13 protein-coding genes and 1 tRNA gene are annotated in these 22,187 nt (G+C 54.9%); 7 read left to right on the top strand and 7 right to left on the bottom strand.

The genetic code is table 11. The features are described from left to right. The first annotated feature begins 225 nt into the window (after positions 1-225). A complete protein-coding gene (locus tag K239x_RS05940) occupies positions 226-1,425 on the top strand; it encodes an EF-hand domain-containing protein (protein ID WP_145416873.1) in 1,200 nt (399 codons plus the stop codon). Positions 1,426-1,495: 70 nt separating this feature from the next. Here the strand turns inward: K239x_RS05940 and K239x_RS05935 are convergent, their stop codons facing one another. The 5 genes from K239x_RS05935 to guaA all read right to left on the bottom strand — a co-directional run bounded on the left by K239x_RS05935 (position 1,496) and on the right by guaA (position 10,392). Beyond that, positions 1,496-2,407: a sugar phosphate isomerase/epimerase family protein gene (locus K239x_RS05935; RefSeq protein ID WP_419189726.1), complete on the bottom strand. Its 912-nt coding sequence runs from the start codon at positions 2,405-2,407 to the stop codon at positions 1,496-1,498. A 16-nt stretch (positions 2,408-2,423) separates the two neighbouring features. Further along, positions 2,424-6,491, bottom strand: coding sequence for a hypothetical protein (locus tag K239x_RS05930; RefSeq protein WP_145416872.1), 4,068 nt, complete (start codon positions 6,489-6,491; stop codon positions 2,424-2,426). A 147-nt stretch (positions 6,492-6,638) separates the two neighbouring features. After that, positions 6,639-6,968 carry an RNA polymerase subunit sigma gene (locus K239x_RS05925; RefSeq protein WP_145416871.1) on the bottom strand — a complete coding sequence of 110 codons (330 nt, stop codon included), beginning with the start codon at positions 6,966-6,968 and terminating at the stop codon, positions 6,639-6,641. A gap of 121 nt (positions 6,969-7,089) precedes the next feature. Beyond that, positions 7,090-8,766 (bottom strand): energy-dependent translational throttle protein EttA, encoded by a 1,677-nt coding sequence (ettA, locus tag K239x_RS05920; RefSeq protein WP_145416869.1) that lies wholly within the window; start codon positions 8,764-8,766, stop codon positions 7,090-7,092. A 6-nt stretch (positions 8,767-8,772) separates the two neighbouring features. Then, positions 8,773-10,392 carry a glutamine-hydrolyzing GMP synthase gene (guaA, locus tag K239x_RS05915; protein WP_145416868.1) on the bottom strand — a complete coding sequence of 540 codons (1,620 nt, stop codon included), beginning with the start codon at positions 10,390-10,392 and terminating at the stop codon, positions 8,773-8,775. 281 nt (positions 10,393-10,673) lie between these two features. On the opposite strand from guaA, the gene surE reads away from it, so the two are divergent. Next, positions 10,674-11,435, top strand: a complete 762-nt coding sequence (gene surE / locus K239x_RS05910; RefSeq protein ID WP_145416866.1) for a 5'/3'-nucleotidase SurE — start codon at positions 10,674-10,676, stop codon at positions 11,433-11,435. A gap of 282 nt (positions 11,436-11,717) precedes the next feature. On the opposite strand, the gene K239x_RS05905 is transcribed toward surE, so the two are convergent. After that, positions 11,718-13,409 (bottom strand): GAF domain-containing hybrid sensor histidine kinase/response regulator, encoded by a 1,692-nt coding sequence (locus tag K239x_RS05905; protein ID WP_419189725.1) that lies wholly within the window; start codon positions 13,407-13,409, stop codon positions 11,718-11,720. Positions 13,410-13,918: 509 nt separating this feature from the next. Between K239x_RS05905 and tkt the strand changes: the two genes are divergently transcribed. Next, entirely contained in the window at positions 13,919-15,970 is a 2,052-nt protein-coding gene (gene tkt / locus K239x_RS05900; RefSeq protein ID WP_145416862.1) for a transketolase, read from the top strand. Positions 15,971-16,223: 253 nt separating this feature from the next. Here the strand turns inward: tkt and K239x_RS05895 are convergent, their stop codons facing one another. Beyond that, positions 16,224-17,285, bottom strand: coding sequence for a thioredoxin family protein (locus K239x_RS05895; protein WP_145416860.1), 1,062 nt, complete (start codon positions 17,283-17,285; stop codon positions 16,224-16,226). A 1,095-nt stretch (positions 17,286-18,380) separates the two neighbouring features. Between K239x_RS05895 and rho the strand changes: the two genes are divergently transcribed. The 4 genes from rho (at position 18,381) to K239x_RS05875 (ending at position 22,115) form a co-directional block, all read left to right on the top strand. Next, positions 18,381-19,724 carry a transcription termination factor Rho gene (gene rho / locus K239x_RS05890; protein ID WP_145416858.1) on the top strand — a complete coding sequence of 448 codons (1,344 nt, stop codon included), beginning with the start codon at positions 18,381-18,383 and terminating at the stop codon, positions 19,722-19,724. A 68-nt stretch (positions 19,725-19,792) separates the two neighbouring features. After that, positions 19,793-19,875 (top strand) — tRNA-Ser (locus K239x_RS05885). Positions 19,876-20,214: 339 nt separating this feature from the next. Beyond that, positions 20,215-21,435 carry an AI-2E family transporter gene (locus K239x_RS05880; protein WP_419189724.1) on the top strand — a complete coding sequence of 407 codons (1,221 nt, stop codon included), beginning with the start codon at positions 20,215-20,217 and terminating at the stop codon, positions 21,433-21,435. Positions 21,436-21,764: 329 nt separating this feature from the next. Beyond that, entirely contained in the window at positions 21,765-22,115 is a 351-nt protein-coding gene (locus K239x_RS05875; protein WP_145416856.1) for a hypothetical protein, read from the top strand. The last annotated feature ends 72 nt before the right edge of the window (positions 22,116-22,187 follow it).

Genomic DNA, 22,187 nt, shown 5'->3' with positions numbered 1-22,187 from the left:
TGCGTAGAATCCCCCAAGGCCCCGAGGGTCTTGAGGGGAGCTTAAAGGTGAACCGGGAGTCTCCATCCGCACACCGGGATCACAAAAGCTGGCCGCAGCTGATCGAATCCAATGCCGGTTTGCTTCGACGACAAAAGTCGACGATCCGCCAGCCCATTCGCTACACTCGATCGATTGGCATAACGAGAACTTGGCGACTCTCCCCCCAAACCTGCGAGCTCAAACGTGAATCAACCGTTGCGTTTTTTTCGATCACTGGCCTGCCTGGCGTGCATTTCAATTTTTGTCACGCCAGCGTTTTCGCAAGACGGCCCCGAGCGTCGTGAACTCATGAAGCTGGAGTTGATTCCTTACGATTTGAAGGAAGCGACTCGAACGATGACGGTCTACGACCGCGATGACAACGGCGCGATGGACCAATCTGAATTAGAGCGGTTGCAATGGAGCGCTGAAGCCGCCGATTTCGACCTCGATAAAAACGGCGAGTTGACGCACTTAGAGGTCGGTATTCGTCAGGCTTATCTGCGTTCGCGGGACGACATTACAGAAGCCGACATTAATAACGTGAATATGTTTTTGTCTCGTTACGACAAAAATCGCAACGGACAACTTGATCAAGACGAAGTCCAGGTAGCCGACTTGCCGGCAGGCCCCGACGAATTTGATTCGAATCGTGATGGAATCATCACAGCTCGTGAACTGGCGGTTCAGCTTGCGTTTGATCGAGTCCTGCGGAGTGAAATGGGGATCGACCCCGTCGATCAAAACCGCGCCAACCGTGTGGTCAAACATTTTGACACCGATGCAGACAAGCGTCTGAGCACGGAAGAGGCAAGTCAATCACCGCTTCCCAAACCTGCCTCCGAATTTGACGAGGATGATGACCAATTGAGCCTGATGGAATTGGCGACCATGTATGCCGTCCACCGACGAGACATGGGCTTGTCAAAATTCGATACAAAAAAGGTTCACGGCATCTTCGTACGGCACGACCCTGACGGAGACGGAAAGATACTGATTGGGCCTAGCAAGGAGCAAATGGAGAAACAAAGGGAACAGACCGAAAAACAATTTGGCAAAGGAGCCAAGGTCTCGTTGGCTGAATCCCCATTGACGCTCCAATTAAAAAACACACTTGGCAAGTTTGACGCGAACAAAGACAACGTCGTGACGATCGCCGAGGTCGAGGCTCGATTGGCGGAAATCCGCAAAGGGCTGGGCTACGCTCAGGCCGAGTACCAAAAAGCTCGTCAGTTGATCACTCGATACGATTCGGATCGATCAAAACATATCGAGACAGCCGAACTAGATGCGGCGGTCTCTGCAGGTCAATTACCCAAAAATTTATTTGCAGTCGCAGACGCAAACAAGGATGGGAAAATCACACTCGAAGAACTTGCTGCGCATTTTGGTGCCAACAAGTAAGCAAACTTAGTTAGCAGGCCCAACTTACACGGCGTTGCTTCAGGTCGACGTTGATCCTGAGCTCCAACTTTCAGTCTTGTTTAACGGGGCCGAACATGGTGTCGACGAAGGACTTGGTGTGGTCCAGGACCTGTTCGTAGCTGAGTGGTTCGATGTCTTCGCCGATCAATTCAACTTCCAAAGGACCTTTGAATTGGTGATCGGAAAGTAGCCCGAGAATTTCGCGGATCGGCACACAGCCTTGTCCCAACAAGCAGCGATTCATTTCGCCGTGAGGACTGTGCCGCGCGTCACCGAGCTGAACTAGATGCAGGTGGGGCATCACGTCGGGCAACCAACGCAACGCTTCCTCATCCATGCCGACGTGGTAGGTGTCCAAAACCATGCCCAGCGAAGGACTGTTGACGGTTTCGATGATGTCCAGCGTCGACTGCAAATCGTTGACGAACGACCACTCTTCACCACAACCGGGATGGATTGGTTCAAGCGAAATACGCACGTCGTAATCTTCGGCGACTCTAGCGATCGCTTTGAGCGCCTTGCAAAGCGTCTTGCGGGCGTGATTACGAATGTGGTTATTGCGTCCGCCCGCTAACACGATCAATGTTTCGGCTTGCAAGTTCGCTGCGTCACTGACCGCATCCATGGCATCACTCACGGCTTCGTCATAACCGCGTCCATCGCTGCCGGTAAAACCGCCGACCCACGAGAGCGATGTGACGGAGAGTTCGTAGTCGGCCAACAATTCGACCGTTCGATCGATGCCAAAATCTTCTAACTTGGGACGGTAGATTCCGATCCCGCCGAAGCCACGTCGTGAATAGGCCGCGGCGTCTTCTTGAATGCTCCAGCGGAGCGTCGAGAGTTGGCTGATGGCAAGCGTGTTCATCCGTGGCGGCCTGCTGAAAAAGAAGAACAAAGAAGTAGCGAGCGGCAGATTGTACAGAAACACATCACTGATGTTGCGGGGCTTGACACCCATTTTCTGAAACGATTTTTCAGCCGTCTTCTTCTTCGTTTTTCATGTGCGGCAAACGACGCCCTTGCGACCGCGCGGTCGCTAATTGCTGGCTCAAAGCGTCCATCGTCATGGGCACAATCGGGATCGTCATCAATGCTTGCGGATCGATCTCGCTACTCATTCTTCGCTTTGCTAGCGTTTCAACTTCTTCTTCCAACGCGTCCAGCCAAGCCGGCACGTCCAGGCCGACGCCAGTGGGATGACGTGTCAGCAATTCGGCTTCTTGCTCCAACAATTCAAACTTGGGACTCTCGCGATTCGCTTCGGCGTCACGCATCGCCGGGCCTACCAGAGCACGCATGCGCGCGATCGTCATCGGCTGCACAAAACGCTCCAAGATCCGATCGGCGACGGTCGGCATTCGCATCGCGTAGTCGCGTTGCAGTTCGCGAAGTTTTTCGACGTACCTTTCGGCTTCGCTACCGATTCGCTCGCTCAATGATCGGCGCCACATCATCGCGGCGTTTTCAAGTCCACTGCGCACCAGCACTTCGTGAGCCCACATCACCGGCTTCAGATTCCATGCGATGCGTTCGTAGCGTGTTCGCAAACGCAAGAAATCCATGAACATGTAAATCAGGTCACCGCGGTCGCTTTGCGTCGTCGTACTGTTGTAGTCCAGGTACTCGCTGTGGTGATCGATGACGGTTTCGTAAACCAGCGAAATCCAACGGTCGGCTTGTTTAAAACTAAGCAGCCCCGACTCCAGATCAGCCACCAACTGTGTATCGCAAAACTGATCGTCGCCTTCTTCGATCGCACGTTCCAACCAAGGCCCGACGCCTTGATGCAATACCGCGCGAACATTGCCAAGCTGCAAAAACATTTGCGTAAAAATCGGATCGCCATAATCGGTAACAAACCTGACAAACAGATCCCACTTTTTGGGATCCGTTACCGTTTCCAGCGGCGAAAGTCGCAGCGTCTGACTATGCGCCAACCAACTGGCAAGCAAAATTTCCGTCAAATGCTCCAACTGGGGAATCAACTCTTTAGCGATTATTTTCTCGTCGTCCGCTTGGCCATCACGCGCGAACAATTGCCGCGTGGATTCGACCAACGACGCCACCAATGATCGAAACCCTGCACGAAACAGGCTGTCAAATTCAGTCACCGCTCCGATGCCGATCGAGTTCTGTTGCTCCATCATGCGAGCCGTTTCGATCAACTGGCACGCCTGCGAGATCAATCCTCGACGCGGCAACCAGTGCATCAGGTGACGCAGAACTCGCTGACGCAAACGCGCGACATAGATCTTGACTGGATCGCCCCCGCGCGAGAGCGGAATGTACAGCAAGTTTTTGTCGCGTAATTCGCCCAGAAACGTCGGAAACACTTCTTCGATTGCCTGGGCGTCGCCCGCAATCAAGGCCGCAAACATTTGCACGGCTTGCAAATCCTCGGCCGCCATCTCTTCGATGTGCTGCTGCGAACTTCCATTGCCCGTGGCTTTTTGATGAGCCAACAACGCACCACAAACGAGACGTCTGGAGTCGGACATTTCGACAGCTGTGCCGATGATGCGTTCCATCAACGAATCACGCAGCACGCGATGCCGGTCGTAGCTGCGCATCGAATCTTTGTCGCTACCGGCTGGTTTGACGGTATAGCTACGAACCGCGTCGAGAAGTTCGAGTAGCCCGATGCGATTTTGACACGCGCGGTCGGCCCACGACTGCAACGCGTGTAGACGGCTTTGAGCATTTTCGGGATTGCTATCGGCGATCGCGATATCGGCCGCAACCGCCCACATTCTGGCGAGCGATTGCAAGAAGATCAGGTGTTCGACAAGACGCTTGGATTCACTTTCCAATTCGTCGCTTCCGCCGTCATCACCAAATTCAAAGATCGCGCCATCATTGCCGTCATCGGTCGTGTCGCGGTACGTCATGCCTTCGTAAGCAGCGTCGAACAAACCTCCGTCGTCATCCTCAGATTCTTCGGCGGCCGTTAGCTCGCGATCCCAGTCTCGCTTGGGCGGCTTGCTCCGTCCGAGCATAAAGGTCGGAGCCGACCAATACACTTCCGCGTTGGCTTCCAGATAGTCGAAGCACTTGCGGACCATCGGCCAGATTTCCGACGTGTCACGATCCTTGGATTGATCGATCGACGGTTCGCCGTACTCATCCAGTTCGTCACCGATCGACGCGCGAAGTCGCAACAGCCAACGCTCGGCCAATCGCGGCAATGAGTTGCCTCCCTGCCGCAGTCCGATGGTTTCTGCGTTGCCCAACCAATGAATCAACAACGCCATCGCGGGTACAAAATCACGCCGTTCCAGCAGAGCGGTGATCACCAACGCGTAAGCACGTGGCGAATCAAACAGATCCGCATGCGGCGCCCAAAACGCGACGTCCCCGGCTGCCGCGCCGCCTTTGTGCCAAACCCTCAACGCATGGGCGACCAGCTTGGCGGAATCATACGACTCCAAAGGGTCAGCCGCTTCGATCGATTCGATGGTATGCGCCGCATACGTCCGCCACCAATCAGCGATGTCGCGATACTGTTGCCCGACTTTGTCGTAGATCTGCTGATCATCCTGTGCGGCAGCGTCGCTCCAAAGCCGCGCCATGTAGCTAAACAGTTGCTCCACCAGATGCAGAATTTCGTCGACGCGTGAATCATGGACACCGCTTTCGGGGCCAGGATACAGGCTAAAGTTCCCGCCGAACGCCAGCATGTCCCACGGATCAATCAACGCACCACAATCGATTCCGCGGCGAATCAGGCCGTAGACTTCACCGGGAATCACTGCGGCGGATTTCAAGTCGCCCGCGCGCAGGGCACGCAGGCCCATCGTCATTACACAATCGATCCGGCACATCATTCGCGCCGATGTCGCTGGAACGGTGTCGGACTGCCGCTTGGCTGCATCCGGATATCCCATTCGCGCGTACAACCGTGCAAGCTGAACGTGCTGCAGTTGCGCCGCGCGTCGTTCGGCAAGAGCCGCATTCAGGTGCTGACGGGCGGCACCGAAAGGCTGACGCCGGAGTTGCTGCTCCTTTGCCAGTCGAGCCGCATGGTCGCCTTCGATCTGGTTCAGCCGATCGTTGTAGAAAGCATCGCGGTAGGTCGCGATGGGTTTCATCAGCGAACCAATCGTAATGTCGCTTCCGTAAGCTCCCGGGCCCCAACCGCAGATTCCCGAACCCATCAAGATGGTGCCGGCCAGGACCGACGCGGCTTCGACGAGCAATTCGTACGGTTCGACTTCGCCTGTCGCATAGGTCCGGCTAAGCAAAGCGTCCAACGTCACCTGACGCAGCACATAGCGTTTGTAGTAGCCATCGTTACCAACACAACGCATGTCCCATTCACCAAAGTGATAATTGGGGCGGCGATTGACGGGGTGATCAAAATCGTAGGCCCGCGGGTCCAGAGCCAGTTCGTCCAACTGCTCTAAATCAAACGACGCCGCACGCAAAACGTCGGGATCGGTTTTCCTAAGAATCGCGATCGCTTCGGTGATGACATCTTTGTACGGCCCTGCAGTCACGCCGGCATCGCGGATGAACAACGGAATCGGGCGTACGAATTCGTGCGGATACGGTTCGCAGCGTCTGTTCTCTAACACCGCGACCGGTCGATAGCCCGTAAAATCATTGAGCTGGTCGATCGCTTGCGAAACAATCGCGTCGTTTTCACCCCCCAAGTCGAGGCCGAGAATGACCTCAGAGGCTCGTGCTAAAAAGAAACCGTTGAACAACACCTCGGGTTCTTGGTGAAACAGCAGGTCCCGATGGAAGTCAGCATAGGCCGGCAGGAATTCGCTCCACAGCAATCGCACGACCCGGCGTGCCTGCGTGACATCACGAAACGCGGACTCTGATTCTTTCAGCCGACGAAGGGTTTCGTTCAGCCAATCCTTGAGCACCAACCAAGGCGCCGGTCCCGATAGCGGGTCGCCCATCGTTGCTTCGGCGTAGACACGGTTCCACGCTGTCATCGTCGCGGGGTCGCAGGCACCCGACGAAAAATTCAAGTAGCCAGCCAGCCGCTGGAGCGAATCGCTCAATGCGTCGGGCGCTGGGAAACTGGACATGATTTAGGTGGGGATGTGTTGGTAGTCCTGCGACGCCGTTCGCCGCCCATGACGACCACAGGGTCGTTTACGCTGGACGGGCGAAGTGGCTGGCGTCAATTTGGACTCGCGAACGGCATCGCGAGACGACGATTGCGTTCGAATCGACTACTTCTTTTTCTTCGCGGCGGGCTTCTTCTTCGCAGCCTTTTTCTTAGCAGACTTCTTCGCTGCTTGTTTCTTTGTCACTTTTTTTGCAGCAGCCTTCTTCTTGGTCGCCTTTTTCTTGGTCGGTGCTTTCTTGGTCGGTGCTTTCTTGGTCGGTGCTTTCTTAGCGACCTTCTTCTTGGCAGTCTTTTTCTTCGTCGCTTTCTTCTTGGCTGCCTTCTTGGTCAGTTTTTTGGCCGCCTTCTTCTTCGTCGTCGACTTGCCGCTACCAAAAGCTGCTCCCCAGCCATCGGAGTATTTCCCAGTAGCGCCTATTCGTAAAATCGTCATCGGTATCCCTTTGTCGTTCGACGTGTATTTCAAAATGAGTTCGCTAAAGTGCCGCCATTCGCCGACAACCGTTCAATGAACGAAACTGCCTGGGGCGGTGCACCATACGATGTCCAGCTAATCAGCCGGCGTGAATGCTCTTGTATCTTGCTTGCTTGACAGCGTCGGGGTCTTCCCCCATTCGCTCACGCAGTCCGCGTTCGTAGGTGTCAAAGTTACCTTCGCACCAAGTGAGTTTTCCGTCGCCTTCGAACGCAAGGATATGCGTCGCGAGCCGATCCAGGAACCAGCGGTCGTGCGATGTCACCACAACGCAGCCTGCAAAGTTTGCAATCGCCTCTTCTAAGGCCCTCAACGTATCGACGTCCAAATCGTTCGTCGGTTCGTCCAGCAGCAGGACGTTGCAGCCCCGGTGCAACAGCTTTGCCAAGTGAACGCGGTTGCGTTCTCCCCCCGACAAATTGCCGACCTTCTTTTCTTGGTCTGTCTTTTTGAAATTAAACCGGGAGACATAAGCACGCGACGATACGTTTCGGCCGCCGACGACAATCGTGTCGGTGCCGCCGCTGATTTCTTGGTAAACGGTTTTGTCGCCGTTAAGCGAATCGCGACTCTGGTCGATGTAACCCAGGTCAACCGTTTCGCCGACACGGATCTGGCCGCTATCGGGTTCTTCCTGGCCGGTCAGCATGCGAAAGAGAGTTGTTTTGCCCGCACCGTTGGGCCCAATTACGCCAACGATACCACCAGCCGGCAAACGGAACGACAAATCGTCCATCAAGACTTTGTCGCCAAATCCTTTGTGAATATTGATGCCCTCGATGACCAAATCGCCCAACTTTTGGCCGACAGGAATCTGGATTTCCAACTCCTCCGTGCGATCTTCGGATTGCTGAGCCGCCAATTTTTCGTAAGCACTGATCCGCGCCTTACTCTTGGACTGCCTTGCCTTGGGACTCATGCGAATCCATTCCAGCTCTTGCGACAACGTTCGCTGACGTGCCTTGGACTGGCTTTTTTCGATCGCCATTCGTTTTTCGCGAGCTTCCAACCAACCGGTGTAGTTGCCCTCAAACGGAATGCCTTGGCCGCGGTCGATTTCCAAAATCCACTGCGCAACATTGTCCAAGAAATAACGGTCGTGCGTTACGGCAACGACGGTTCCGGCGTAGCGAGCCAAGTGCTGCTCCAACCAAGAAACCGATTCGGCATCCAAGTGGTTGGTCGGTTCGTCCAGTAGCAGCAAGTCTGGCTGACGAATCAAAAGCTGGCACATCGCGACACGACGTCGTTCACCACCGGACAGTTTCGTCACGTCGGCGTCACCGGGCGGCAGATTCATCACCGCCATCGACATTTCGACTTGGCGATCCAGCTCCCACAAGTTTTGAGTGTCGATCACATCTTGGAGCTTTGCCATTTCATCGCAAAGCTTGGTCATCTGTTTGTCATCGGTCACGTCGCCCAGCATCATGCTGATTTCATTGAACCGATCCAACACTGCTTGCCGATCGGCAACGGCATCCTGAACGTTCTCGAAAACAGTTTTCGTCGCATCCAGCGGTGGTTCTTGTTCCAGATATCCGACCGTGAAACCTTTGGACAGCCGAGCTTCGCCTTCGAATTCAGTGTCGTGGCCGGCCATGATTTTCAGCAGCGTGGATTTACCCGCACCGTTTGGTCCGAGCACACCAATTTTGGCTCCCGGATAAAACGCCAAGTTGACGCCTTCGAGAATCGTTTTTTGACCGTGCTTCTTTGTCAGGTCCGTGACCTGATAGATAAATTGTTGACCCATGTTCTCTTATTCCCATTCAATCGTGGCAGGAGGTTTGCTGCTGATGTCGTAGCAAACCCGATTGACTCCTTTGACTTCGTTAATGATGCGCGTGCTGATTTTGGCCAGCAAATCGTATGGCAGACGGCTCCAATCGGCCGTCATAAAATCGTCTGTGTTGACGCTGCGAACCGCGATCGCGTTGTCATAGGTTCTTGCGTCGCCCATGACGCCAACGCTTTGCACGGGCAACAGCACGGCAAACGACTGGCTGGTTTCGCGGTACAACCCGGCCGCTTCGATCTCGGCGACGACAATCGAGTCGGCTTCGCGAAGCACATCCAGTTTTTCTTTGGTGACTTCGCCCAGACAACGCACTGCCAACCCAGGACCTGGGAAAGGATGACGCCAAACCAAGATCTCCGGCAGGCCTAATTCCAAACCAAGTCGACGAACTTCGTCTTTGAACAAATCTCGTAGCGGTTCGATCAGTTCAAACCCCAACTCTTCGGGCAATCCGCCCACGTTGTGATGCAGTTTGATGGTCGCGGCTGGCCCGTCCGGGTCGGCACCGCTTTCGATCACGTCGGGATACAGCGTGCCTTGAGCCAGGAAGTGCGCGTCTTCGATCTTTTCGGCTTCGGCCTTGAAACACTCGATAAAGTCGTGGCCGATGCGGCGACGCTTCTCTTGCGGTTCGTCGATGCCAGCGAGCGACGCCAGGAAACGATCTTCGGCTTCAACGACATGCAAGTCCGTCTTGAAATGATTGCTGAATTCGTTGATGACGATGTCTTGTTCGTTTTTACGCAGCAGTCCGTTGTCGACCAGGATGCAAGTCAACTGCGGCCCGATTGCTTTGTAGAGCAGGGCTGCGACGACGGACGAATCCACGCCGCCACTGAGCCCGCAGATCACACGTCGGTCGCCTACTTGCTCGCGTACTCGAGCGATGGTCGCTTCCGCAAAATCACTCAGTTGCCAACTCGCTTCGCAGCCGCAAACACCGATCACAAAGTTGCGCAGAATCTGACCGCCCAGCGGCGTGTGCGTGACTTCGGGGTGAAACTGCATCGCGTAGATCGGCAGTTCGCGATGCTTGACCGCGGCGTAGGGGCACGTGCCGGTTTGAGCGAGCGGTTCAAATTGGTCGGAGATCGCGGAGACTTGGTCCCCGTGACTCATCCAGACTTCCATGTCGTCGGGCATTCCGGCGAAGAGCGATTCGTGATTGGTGATTTTGCACGCAGCGCGGCCATATTCCCGGCTGGGAGTGTTGTCGACTTTGCCGCCCAACGCTTCGCAAGTCAGTTGCATGCCGTAGCAAATTCCCATCACGGGAATGCCCAGCTTGAACAGCCCCGGATCGCACTTGGGCGCGCCGTCTTCGTAAACGCTGTTGGGGCCGCCCGACAGGATAATTCCCTTGGGAGCCAATTCAGCGATGCGATCGGCTGACAAGTCATGCCGGACGATCTGACAGTAAACGTTCTGTTCGCGGACACGACGGGCAATCAGCTGTGCGTATTGCGAGCCGAAATCCAGCACGATGACGCGCTGTTCGGTCAGCTCGTCTGGCAACTCGCCCGAGAGAGCTTCGGCGGTGGTGTCGGCGGCGTCTGCGGAGAAAGTGTCTGATCCAACCATTCGCTTTGTTTCTTACCCGAAGGGATTCAAGAGGTGTCGCGAAATGCAATCACGAAGTGTAGAAAATGACCGTGCGAATCCCAAGGGGCCGTGCAGGTTGGTCCTGAGGCCCCGTGCAGGTTGGTCCTGAGGGGGCCGTGCAGGTTGGCTCCACCACGTAGTCTCGCGACGCCGCTCGCGAGCCCAAAGAAGCGTCAACTGCTTTCCACATCCGATATCCAAGTGACAAACGTCATCCGGACCTGCGAACGGCGTCGCGGGACTGCTAGGAACAACAAACCATGCGAATCCTGCTGACCAACGACGACGGCGTTTTCGCCCCCGGACTGGCCGCTTTGGAACAACAGCTTCGCCATTTGGGTGAAGTCGTCGTGATTGCCCCGGCCACCGAACAGAGCGGTGTGGGCCATTCGATCACGTATTTGACGCCGCTAACTTGCAAATCCATCCACCGCGACGGCCGCCATTGGGCCTGGGCCGTGGACGGATCGCCGGCGGATTGCTCCAAACTGGCCATCACCGAACTGCTGCGAGACAACCCCGTCGATCTGGTTGTCAGCGGCATCAACAGTGGACTAAACGCCGGAATCAACGTGCTTTACAGCGGCACCGTCGCAGCCGCCATCGAAGCCGCCTTCTTTGGAATCACCAGCGTGGCGGTCTCTCTGGAATACAGCGAAGACGCTGACTTTCAGTCGGCCGCCGTGATCGCCCGAAACGTCATCGGCGGACTGGTCAAACACCCCGGTGCGGCTGGGAAACTATTCAACCTAAACGTTCCCACCGCCGCCACGGTCGCCCCGGCCGAGCTAAAAATCGTGCCGATGGGACTGGCCCAGTACGGCAACTCCTATGAAAAACGCACCGACCCTGGCGGCCGCGACTACTACTGGGCGTTATGGAGCGAACCAGAAAAACCGCCCGCCGAACGAACCGATCTGACCGAACTGAGAAAAGGCAACGTGACGCTGACGCCGCTCAATTTTGACCTAGCCAACCACCAATTGCTGGGGGAAATGGATTCGTGGAACCTGAAACTTTAGGGCACCAAGTTAGCGAAGACATCAAGCTAACCGACTAGGCAATCCATGCCGGTAAGTCGCCTAAGCAAGCAGCCCGCAGAGGTAAGCTGGGCGTAGCACTTTTCGGAAGAAAGCAGGTTTGTTTGCAGCGGAATGGGGCGAGCCAGCCGGTCTTTGACGCACCGGACGGCTCGCGTCGTTCCGCTAACCGTTGATTCAGATTCAAAGAGTGACTTGCCCCTGCAGAGGTTTCCTAACACTGCGAAACGGCGTCTTAAGTCGCCATCGAATCGAATCGAATCGTCAATCCAACAATCGACGCATCGCCTGGCAGAGAGTTGGTCCGCCGATGGGCTTTTGCAACATCAGAAAATTGTCGTGGTTCTTAATGAAACTTGGCGGGGAAAGGGAATAACCGCTGAGCAAAATGATTTTGGCGTGCTCGTTGGTTTTCAAAATCGAATCCACCATCGCCACGCCATCCATCTCCGGCATGACCGTGTCAGACACCACCAGTGAAATTTCGTCTGAGTGCACTTGGTATTGCTGAAGAGCTTCGACACCGTTGCTGGCGGTAAGCACTCGATAGCCGGCAATCATCAGCAACTCTTTGAACGATTCTCGCACGATTTCTTCGTCGTCGACCAACAGAATCATCTCGCCGCCACCGTCCGCTACGGACATTTTGGCGGAAGTGAGAATCTCCTGGTCCGTAGCGATCGGAATGTAAACGCGAAACTCAGTTCCGTCGCCAAGCTCACTGGTTACTTCGATAAAACCGCCAAACTGCTGGACCGTCCCGTAAGCAACTGACAACCCAAGCCCCGTGCCTTCGCCAACTGCCTTCGTCGTAAAAAACGGCTCGAAAATGCGATCCTGCACCTCCGGGCTCATTCCACAGCCATTGTCTCGGACCTCGACGACCGCAAATTCGCCCGGCTCAATCTCCGGGTACAGATCCAAGCGTTTTTTGCTCAGCAACTCCCGTCCGCACCGGACTTGAATCACGCCGCCGCTAGGCACAGCGTCACGCGCGTTCAAACACATGTTCAAGATGACTTGGCTGACCAAACTCTCATCGACGAACACAACGGGAGGCGGCGAAGCAGTACTGACCGATATTTCAGCTCGCCCGTCAAGCACCGGCTTGGCCATTGTGACGACCGATTCACAGACCTGACCCAGATTGACGTTCTTTTGATGCGACGCTTGTTTTCGCGAAAAACTAAGCAACTGCCGCGTCAGACCGTGCGCTCGATCGGTCGCCAGCAGCACTCCGTCCAAATTTCCTTGCACCGAATCTTGCCCCTTGATCTTCAGTTTTGCGACTTGGGTAAGACCAACGATCGCTTGCAGCGAATTGTTAAAATCATGAGCAATGCCCGAAGCGAGCCGGCCGATTGCCTCCATCTTTTGCGAAAAATGAATCTGATGCTCGAGATGTTGACGATCGATCGCCGCCCCCAACGCCACCGCCGCAGCAAACAACGCATCAAACTCAGCACGGGACCACTCACGCAAACTTTCGCAATCATCAAACCCAAGAAACCCGACCAACTGCCCCTGCGAAAACACTGGCATCGCAATTAGCGACTGTATGTCCTGCGACTCCAGAATGGCCTGCTCGGCTTTGGGAAAACTGGAGATCAAACCGTGGATCGGCTTGCGATCGTTCATCACGTCCACCCACCGGAGCAATCCCAACTCTTGGTAAGACAGATTCTGGAGCGCTTCGTTGTCGATTTGCGGTTGGATCCCCGGCGCAGCCCATTCCGCGAGCTGACTCGTCAGCACATCGCCATCGTCTCGCAAGTGGTTTTCAAAGAAATACGCCCGATTCGCACGAGTTGCCTGACCAAGTTGCTGCAACGCATTTTCCAACGCGTCCTGCCAGTTCGCTGACTGCAGAAAGAGGCTCGACGCAAATCCGACCGCGGCCAGGATATCGTTGCAGCGCTGAATGGTTTCGGAATAGGTTTCGACTGGCCGATTCAAGCGGAGATTCCCTGAAAAACGACAACGGCGGGGTGCAGACACGACAAATCAATTTACAGCCAACCAAGTGGACGCACGCCCCCCGTCCCGGCAAGGAAAACAATACCCCCCATCCGCCACGTTGCTCACACAATTCATCAGAATATCGCGCCGGATCATGCAATTGCAAAATTCTGACCAAAAATAACGTCGCCGACCGAGCGGCCATTTCAGCAACGCGCAATCGCGAGATTCGCAAAAAATCGCTCACCGAGAGCCCATTTTCCAGGCGTAGATATCCGGCGACAAGATTGCAAACGGGCTCAGAAAACGCACCTGGCATTGATCGACGCCAACCGATTTCCAACAGAATCCGCCGATCCATCCCTATCGCATGTCACGACCGAGGCCCTGCGAACTGGTTCGCGGCAAGACTGATCCGCAGCCCTTTCCGCTGGAACCGCAAATCATTACGCTTTCGCCTACGTTTCGGGTGATTTTTTCGTTTCCTTGTCTGAGTGAACACGCTGATGGCCGTTGCATCGACTGATATTCAAAACACTGCTGTTGATACCATTCGCGCCTTGAGCATGGACGGCGTCCAAACCGCAAACAGCGGCCACCCCGGAACGCCGATGGCCCTGGCGCCGATCGCGTACCAGCTGTTCAACCACGCGATGGACTACGACCCAGACCAACCGCTATGGCCTAACCGCGACCGGTTCGTCTTGTCTTGTGGGCACGCATCGATGCTGCTTTACAGCACATTGCACCTGGCTGGCGTCAAAGCCGTCGACTTCAAAACTGGCAAAGTCTCGGCCGACGAACTGTCGATCAAGCTGGACGACATCAAGAATTTTCGCCAAATCGGCAGCGTCTGTGCTGGCCACCCGGAATACAAAGAAGCCGCCGGGATCGAAACTACCACCGGCCCACTCGGCGCAGGCGTCAGCAACAGCGTCGGCATGGCGATGGCCCAAAAATGGCTCGCAGCCAACTACAACACCGCCGACCACAAACTCTTTGACTTCAACACGTACGTGATCTGCAGCGATGGCGACCTGATGGAAGGCATCGCAACCGAAGCCGCTTCGGTCGCCGGTCACCTAAGGCTCGATAACCTCTGCTGGTTCTACGACGACAACTCGATCACGATCGAAGGCGACACCGACCTGGCGTTCAGCGAAGACATCGGTGCAAAATTCGAGGCGATGGGCTGGAATGTCGTCCACGTCAGCGACGCCAACGACCTGGGATCGCTGCAAAAAGCCGTCGATTCGTTCAAAGCCTGCAACGACAAGCCGACCATCGTTGTCGTCAAAAGCATCATCGGCTGGGGTGCCCCCAACAAGCAAAACACCCACGGGGCTCACGGAGCTCCCTTGGGCTGGGACGAAGTCGAATTGGCCAAAAAAGCCTACGGTTTCCCGCCTGAAGAAAAGTTTTACGTCCCCGAAGGCGTCAAAGAGCACTTCCAGTCCAACTTGGGCCAGCGTGGTGCCGCGGCTTACTCGCAGTGGTCCGATACTTGGAAATCCTACCAAGCGGCCAATCCAGAGAAAGCTGCTGAGCTGCAGTCAATGTTTGACGGCGAACTGCCAGCTGGCTGGGACAAAGACATCCCTGTGTTCGATGCCGACGAGAAAGGTGACGCGACTCGCAACAGCAGCGGCAAAGTCCTCAACGCGATCGCGCAAAACATCCCTTTCATGATCGGCGGCAGTGCTGACTTGGCACCAAGCAATAAGTCGGACCTGAAGTTCGACGGAGCCGGCGAATTCCTGCCGGGCCAGTACGCAGGACGCAACTTACACTTTGGCATTCGCGAACATGCCATGGCCGGCATCGTCAACGGATTGTCACTTTCGGGACTGAAGGCCTACGGTGCGACTTTCTTTGTCTTCACCGACTACATGCGTGGCGGCATGCGTTTGGCCAGCATCATGCACCAACCAGTGATCTACATCCTGACTCACGACAGTATTGGCGTTGGCGAAGACGGACCGACTCACCAACCCGTCGAACACTTGACCGCCTGCCGAGCGATTCCTGGCCTGAATGTCTTTCGTCCAGGTGATTCCAACGAAGTCGCTGAGTGCTACCGCACCGCCATGCAGATTGACGACCATCCCGCAGCCTTCGTTTTGTCACGTCAAAACATGCCCACGCTGTGCCGCACCAAGTATGCGTCGGCAGACAACTGCTCCAAAGGCGGTTACGTGCTGGCCGACTGCGAAGGCACACCGGATGTGATCCTGATGGGCAGTGGCAGCGAGCTAGGTCTTTGCGTGACCGCGGCCGAAACGTTGACTGCCGAAGGCAAAAAAGTTCGTGTCGTTAGCATGCCGTGCATGGACATCTTCGCTGAACAGAGCCAAGCGTACCGCGATCAAGTCTTGCCACCAGCAGTGACCAACCGAGTCGCAGCCGAAGCCGGCATTCGGATGTCCTGGGACCGCTGGATCGGTAGCGAAGGCAAGTTCGTCGGCATGAGTGGTTACGGAGCCAGTGGCCCGTACGATCAAGTCTACGAGCACTTTGGCATCAACGCCGATGCAGTCGTAGCGGCCGCCAAAGCGTAACGCTGTTTTCCGGCCAATCTCGATAGCGTCGCGTGCCATTGCAAACGACGCAGTGCCGCTCCAGTCGCGCGTGATCAACGCGCAAGAAAAAACCCGATGTTGCTTTAGCAACATCGGGCAGAGTTTCTTGTCGTAGCGTTTCTTGTCGTAGAGTCGTGCCACTGAAGCCGACTCCGATGGAATCAATACAGCCGGGATTAATACAGCCGCTTAGCTTCAAGCTCAGCCTGTTTGATCCGCACGCTCCGCAGCACTAAGTGCCTGGATTAGCGTCTTTGACGGCTTTTTCCATCACCTTGATGGCGGGTGCCGTGTACCGTTCGTACTCGTTCCAGAAGTGATTCATCGCCGCTTCATCGGCAAAGAAGAACATGCGATTGTGAGTTGGATCCTTCAGCCCCCACTCGCGTTTGCCAGGAACAATTCGGCGTTCCTCGAAGTATCGCACGACGTCGATTTCGTTCAGCACGGGTGTGTAAGGCACAGGATCCGCCAGAAACGTCTCCATCGCGTCGGCATTGGCAAACAAGTAGAGCTTTCCTAGGTGAACCACACCCATTTTCGGATTGCCTTCGACCCACTCATCTTTTTTGATCACGGTGACAGGACAGTAGCCCTGCATCGCCAACTGAGGAGTCGCCGACGAAGATTTCGCTTTGGCGATCGATTCGTTCGACGGCATTTTGGCCGAAACGGTTTTCGCCGGAACTTTGATTCCTTCAGTCGCAGCCGATTCGGGCGACTTGGTGCCAGCCTTTGCAGAAGCAAACTGATTAACTTGCGGGCCATCGCCAACGTGATTTGATTTGACTTGAACCGGCATCTGAATGCTGGAACTGGCAGGCGGCGTGGCAGCCGATACTTGCGATGCCCCAGGCTTGGCAGCAACGTTGACTTTTGATGCTTGCATTGCTCCGTTCAGCATCGCGACGAATCTAGCGGGGTCTTGTGGGCTGACGGTGTGCGACAAAGTCGTCCCATCAGCTCTGACAACCACGTCGGTCGGATACTTGGTCACCTTGAACATGCTGGTCAGATGAGTGTTGTTTCCGCCATGAATTTTGACGGGAACGAACTGCCGACTGATTGCTTCACCGACTTGCGGTGACTTGAAAGACCCTGCTTCCAATCGATCGCAGAATACGCAGTTATCACTGTAAAAGTGCAACAGCAGCAACTTGCCTTCTGTTTTGGCTTGCGCGTGAGCTGCTTGCAAATTCGTTTGCCAAGCAATCTGTCCTTGTGCAACACTGGCTGTGGTGGCCACGAGGGCAACAAGGGCTAGCACAGCAGGGAATTGGGCGACGGTTCGCATCGAGCCTGTCCTGTAATTCGTCTAAAAAGGTTCTTGAATGGGATTTGTCTTGCGCGTCCAACTCGTGACTGTCCAACGCTGCCACGACTGGAGACTCGCGGGGCCAGAACCCCCAAATCAGCGTTACATCGTCATTATTCGGCCACATCGACAATTCGGCTTGATCGGAAAGTACAAATTGCGTCAACTTTGACGCCAGGGGAATTTTTGCGGCGAAGCCCCCCTCTACGGAGAGAAAAGACGGTTTTCTTGCTTGACAACTATCTCCAGAGGGCTATATTTCGGCTGAACACGATAGATCGCTAAATTGACGTTAGTGGTCTTCCCCGGACGAAATTTGATCGCGTCCTTCTCTGGGAACCTTGCTTTCATGGATCCGATTCCACTGTGGTGGAGAAACATCCAAGGCAGAAATGATGGTTTCAATGGGTGGCATTCACTGACAATTCGTGAAGCTACGCCTTGTAAACCTCACCATGGGAAAATCCCTTGGCCAAGAGAAAATCTGAGTGCGAGAGTTTGTCGCTTAGCGAAACCTCGGACCAGGGATCGATCATCCCCGATGATGAGCCGTAGTGCTCGCTCTGTTGCCAATCAGAGCCACCTAAAATTCAAACAACCATTGGCTTGGAAAAATAGATGCCCTCAGGGCGTACGAGTCCCACTGGCTAAACAAGTGAAACTTGCTACCCAATCTATCTACTGCCGCTTAGGAAGTCTCTCATTGCTGAAATGACTTCTGCCCGATTCGGCCCCCAATCTACAAGATTTAACTCAACTGTCTGATCGATCCTTAGACGTTACCGCTGTCCATCAGCTCGATCCTTCGCAACCTCACCACGCGGTATTTCTTTAATCACGCTGACAATCTGGATTGACTAATTCGCAGACAATGCGATTCGTTCAATGCGGTTTTAAAAGCCTGCAACAGATCTCCCTTCAACACAAACATGATTGTGGTTGGCACCACTGAATGCCAACCGCTTGAGTGCGAAACGGAGCTCGCTGCAGTCGGCCAAACCGCTGCAAGAACGATTGAATTGTCGATGACTTAGTCGACCTAAACAAAGAACCGTCAGCTCTTCTGGATGACACATGGCGAAAAAGAAACGGAATAGTCGCGGTCGCGGCTCGGGTGGCCAAGGCTCAGGTGGCGGCCAAAACGGCGGCGGCAGCGGCAGCAACAACGGAAAACCCCGTACATCACGACGCCGAAGACGCGGCGGCGGTGGTGGTGGTGGCGGCCAAGGTGGTCAGGGCGGTGGGAACCACAATGGTGAACCAGCGGACATCCCTAGCGACGCACCGCTCGAAGAAGGTGCCGGCATTCTGGAAATGCACCCCAATGGCTACGGCTTTCTTCGCGGTGAAGACAACAACTATTCGCGAGAACGAAGTGATCCGTTTGTCCCTGGCACGATGATCGAGCGATTCGGTCTTCGCCAAGGCGTGAAGATCAAAGCAATGGTCCAGCAAGCACGTCGCCAACAGGGACCTCGCGTTCGCGAGATCCTGGACGTCGACGGCTTAAAACCCGAAGAGTACACCGAAGTCAAAGCGTTCGACACGCTCACCGCCATCAACCCTGAAGAGTGGCTGAAGCTGGAACGCGGCAAGAAACCGTTGACCAATCGTGTGATCGACCTTTTGGCACCGCTCGGGAAAGGCCAGCGTGCACTGATTGTTGCTCCGCCTCGCAGCGGTAAAACGATTATGCTGCAAGATATCGCCAGCGGAATCTCCGAGAATCATCCCGAGCTGACGCTGATGGTTCTACTGATCGACGAACGTCCTGAAGAAGTCACGGACATGCGGCGAAATGTGCTCGGTGGCGAAGTGATTGCCAGCAGCTTGGACATGGACGTGGAATCCCACGTACGACTGAGCCAATTGGTAATCGACCGCGCACGACGACTCGCCGAAAAAGGCGAAGATGTGTTCCTGATGCTCGATTCGATCACTCGACTTGCTCGTGCGTTTAACAAATGGGTCGGACGTGGTGGGCGCGGCGGAGCAACGATGTCCGGTGGTCTGGACATCAAAGCGATGGACATTCCCAAAAAGTTGTTCGCAACCGCTCGTGCTTTCCAAGAAGGCGGATCGCTCACAATTGTCGGCACAGCGCTGGTCGATACCAACAGTCGGATGGACGAAGCGATTTTCCAGGAATTTAAGGGCACCGGTAACATGGAGCTTGTTCTGGATCGCAAATTAGCCGACCGACGCGTTTGGCCGGCGATCGACATCAGCCAAAGTGGAACTCGCCGCGAAGAACTGCTTCACGACGAAGAAACCTACGAAGCGGTCACAATGCTGCGGCGAACGCTCAGCAGCATGCACCCGTGCGACGCAATGGAACAACTGACTAAACAGCTTGGGCGATTTGAATCGAACGACGAATTCATTAAGCTAATTAGCGGTGCCAAGACGTCCTTGTAAAAAAACAAGACGACAGCGTACACTTAGCCAATCGAAACGGATTCAAAACGTTTGATTCTGTTTCAACCGGAGGATAAGCGAATTGGTGAGCGGCCTCACTGGAACTGAGGTACCCCGCAAGGGGCTGCGAGTTCGAGTCTCGTGTCCTCCGCTATCGAAAAACACCGCCTGAAACAATTAGTTTGAGGCGGTGTTTTTTTTATTGCGCTCGCGGAACCGCTGAACTCATGGAACGACCGGGCGCCCAGACCGCGGGCGAAAATTGTCGCGTTGAACGCTCATCGACCACCCTGGTTGAGATTTACCCAAAGTGTCGCGCCGCCGGAGCGGATCGCTGAATAAATCCCCGCAGCACATCGGCGAAAGCCTTCGCAATCACCGTCGATCCCGTCTGCATTGATTAGCCGTCAAATCCCCGGCACGGCATCTGCTCTTACACTCGTTCGCTCTTCAAGCCCGCGTTGGCTTTTGCAACGAGTTCTTCCGAGCCTTGCCACTTAAACCAACACTGCCAACGCCTTCGCTGGGTGTCGCGAATCTACAAGTCAGCGTGGGACACGATTCCATCGACTCATACCGTTCTTTCAGCAACCATAACGACAAGCATTTTTTGGCAAACATGACAACGACCGAAGCCGAACAACCACGAATCATTCGAACAACGATGACCGTGATCGGACTTGTCATCGCAACAATGCTCGTGCTCGGACTCATTGTCGTTGCTCGCAACATTCTGATGCTGATATTCGGTGCGATCCTGATTGCTGTCGTCGTCAACCGAGTCGCCAAGGTCTTTGGCAGACTTGTGCCATGGGATCTAAAGCGAGTGCACCGAGTCGGCATTGTGATCTTATTCGCGATACTGATCGTAGTTGGTGGAGCCTTCGGCTTTACCAATTCGATCAACGATCAAGTTGTGAAGCTAACTGATCGCATCGACAATTCGGCGTCACGGGTGCTCGAAGCGGCGAAGGAACAACCGATCGTGCAGCGTCTGCGCGAAGAAATCAGCCTGCAATCCGTGATGCCATCATCCGGACGGTCCCTTGGACTTGTTCAAACGCTTTTTGCATCAACGTTTGGCGCGCTAACCGATGTCTTGATTCTGATAATCCTGGCCGCGTACTTTTCGATTTCACCAAAAGTTTACCGGACTGGATGCTTACGACTGGTTCCAGTGGATTGGCGGACTCGACTTTCAGATCTCTTCGACGAATCCGCCGACTCGCTTTGGCACTGGATGTTAGGACGCCTACTGGCAATGACGATCGTAGGGATCAGCTTTGGAATTGGGCTGGCCGTCCTGGGCGTACCGATGCCCGTGGAACTGGCGATTTTTGCGGGGCTGGTGACGTTCGTTCCCAACCTTGGCGGCATTGCTGCCGTTATCCCAGCAATGTTGCTGGCAAGCAACGAAGGGTCCCACACCGTTGCCGGTGTGCTCGCCCTGTACTTGATGATTCAGTTTGCAGAGAGCTACCTAATCACACCGCTCGTCCAACAACGCCAGGTCAACCTACCACCGGCGATGGTCATCCTTTCGCAGGTGATCGCCGGTCTGCTCTTCGGCGTCTGGGGAATCATGTTCGCAACCCCCTTGGTCGCGCTCGCTCTGCTTTGGATTCGCAAATTGTACGTAGAAGACTATTTGGAATCAGCTTCCGCAAAAACCTACGGCGTCGTCTCGGGAAAGGTGCGGAATCAGCACTAGCAGCCTTCGGCGGTCGCCCCGGTTCTTCGAATTGGCATACCCACCGCCAATGGCACCTACAAACAGGTTCGGTCTGCCACAACGCGTGACAGAGAGTGAACTGGCTGCGACTGGGCAAGCGTTCTCCCACCCTAAACGTTTGGAGCTGATTGCCAATCAGCCATCCTGGTAGTTCGCCAGTCGGTATCGATCACGACTTCTCCGATAAACACCGAAGTAAGCGACGACAAGAACTACGGCACGAACTACGGCACGATGTTTGCGTTTCCCTCTGCCGCCAATTGGCTCCCCTTCGTCTTCTGACTTCTACCAAATACGGAAACCACCCAATGAACAATACAAACCCTGAAATCGAAGAGCAACTCAGTAAACTGACAGACATTTGCTGCAAAGCTCTCGACAGCCAAACCCCTGACATCACAGCCGAAACGGAAGCCGTGTTGAGAGCCCTGGTAATGAGCGGCTTCGCTCGCATGGAAGGTGCCCCTCTGCAGGTCCAAATTGAAAACCGCGTGAACTCGCGATGCGAATCTTCAGCGATGAACCGCGGAGGAGCTTTGACGAGTATTACTGGCCAGCTGCAATCCAAATTTGACAACCTCGTTCGCTGGGAATCGCAACAACCTGATAGCCAGACTCAGTCAAAAGCAGCCAATATCAGCTCGGCTACGAAATCCTAATCTCAATCTTTAAGTCGCCTAGGAATGGCTCCCGTCAACTAACTGCGCAGTGACATGCAAACGCGTTATTCA

Origin of the sequence: Stieleria marina, assembly GCA_007741555.1 — a bacterium.
In the GTDB taxonomy this organism is placed as follows: domain Bacteria; phylum Planctomycetota; class Planctomycetia; order Pirellulales; family Pirellulaceae; genus K23-9.
The sequence above is the reverse complement of the archived record's forward strand: the minus strand, read 5'-3'. Positions and strand labels throughout refer to the sequence as shown.

Coding starts and splice junctions, on each gene's coding strand:
- K239x_RS05935 (WP_419189726.1), bottom strand. CDS start 2,407: ATGGGTGTCAAGCCCCGCAACATCAGTGATGTGTTTCTGTACAATCTG.
- K239x_RS05930 (WP_145416872.1), bottom strand. CDS start 6,491: ATGTCCAGTTTCCCAGCGCCCGACGCATTGAGCGATTCGCTCCAGCGG.
- K239x_RS05925 (WP_145416871.1), bottom strand. CDS start 6,968: ATGACGATTTTACGAATAGGCGCTACTGGGAAATACTCCGATGGCTGG.
- ettA (WP_145416869.1), bottom strand. CDS start 8,766: ATGGGTCAACAATTTATCTATCAGGTCACGGACCTGACAAAGAAGCAC.
- guaA (WP_145416868.1), bottom strand. CDS start 10,392: ATGGTTGGATCAGACACTTTCTCCGCAGACGCCGCCGACACCACCGCC.
- surE (WP_145416866.1), top strand. CDS start 10,674: ATGCGAATCCTGCTGACCAACGACGACGGCGTTTTCGCCCCCGGACTG.
- tkt (WP_145416862.1), top strand. CDS start 13,919: ATGGCCGTTGCATCGACTGATATTCAAAACACTGCTGTTGATACCATT.
- K239x_RS05895 (WP_145416860.1), bottom strand. CDS start 17,285: ATGCGAACCGTCGCCCAATTCCCTGCTGTGCTAGCCCTTGTTGCCCTC.
- rho (WP_145416858.1), top strand. CDS start 18,381: ATGGCGAAAAAGAAACGGAATAGTCGCGGTCGCGGCTCGGGTGGCCAA.
- K239x_RS05875 (WP_145416856.1), top strand. CDS start 21,765: ATGAACAATACAAACCCTGAAATCGAAGAGCAACTCAGTAAACTGACA.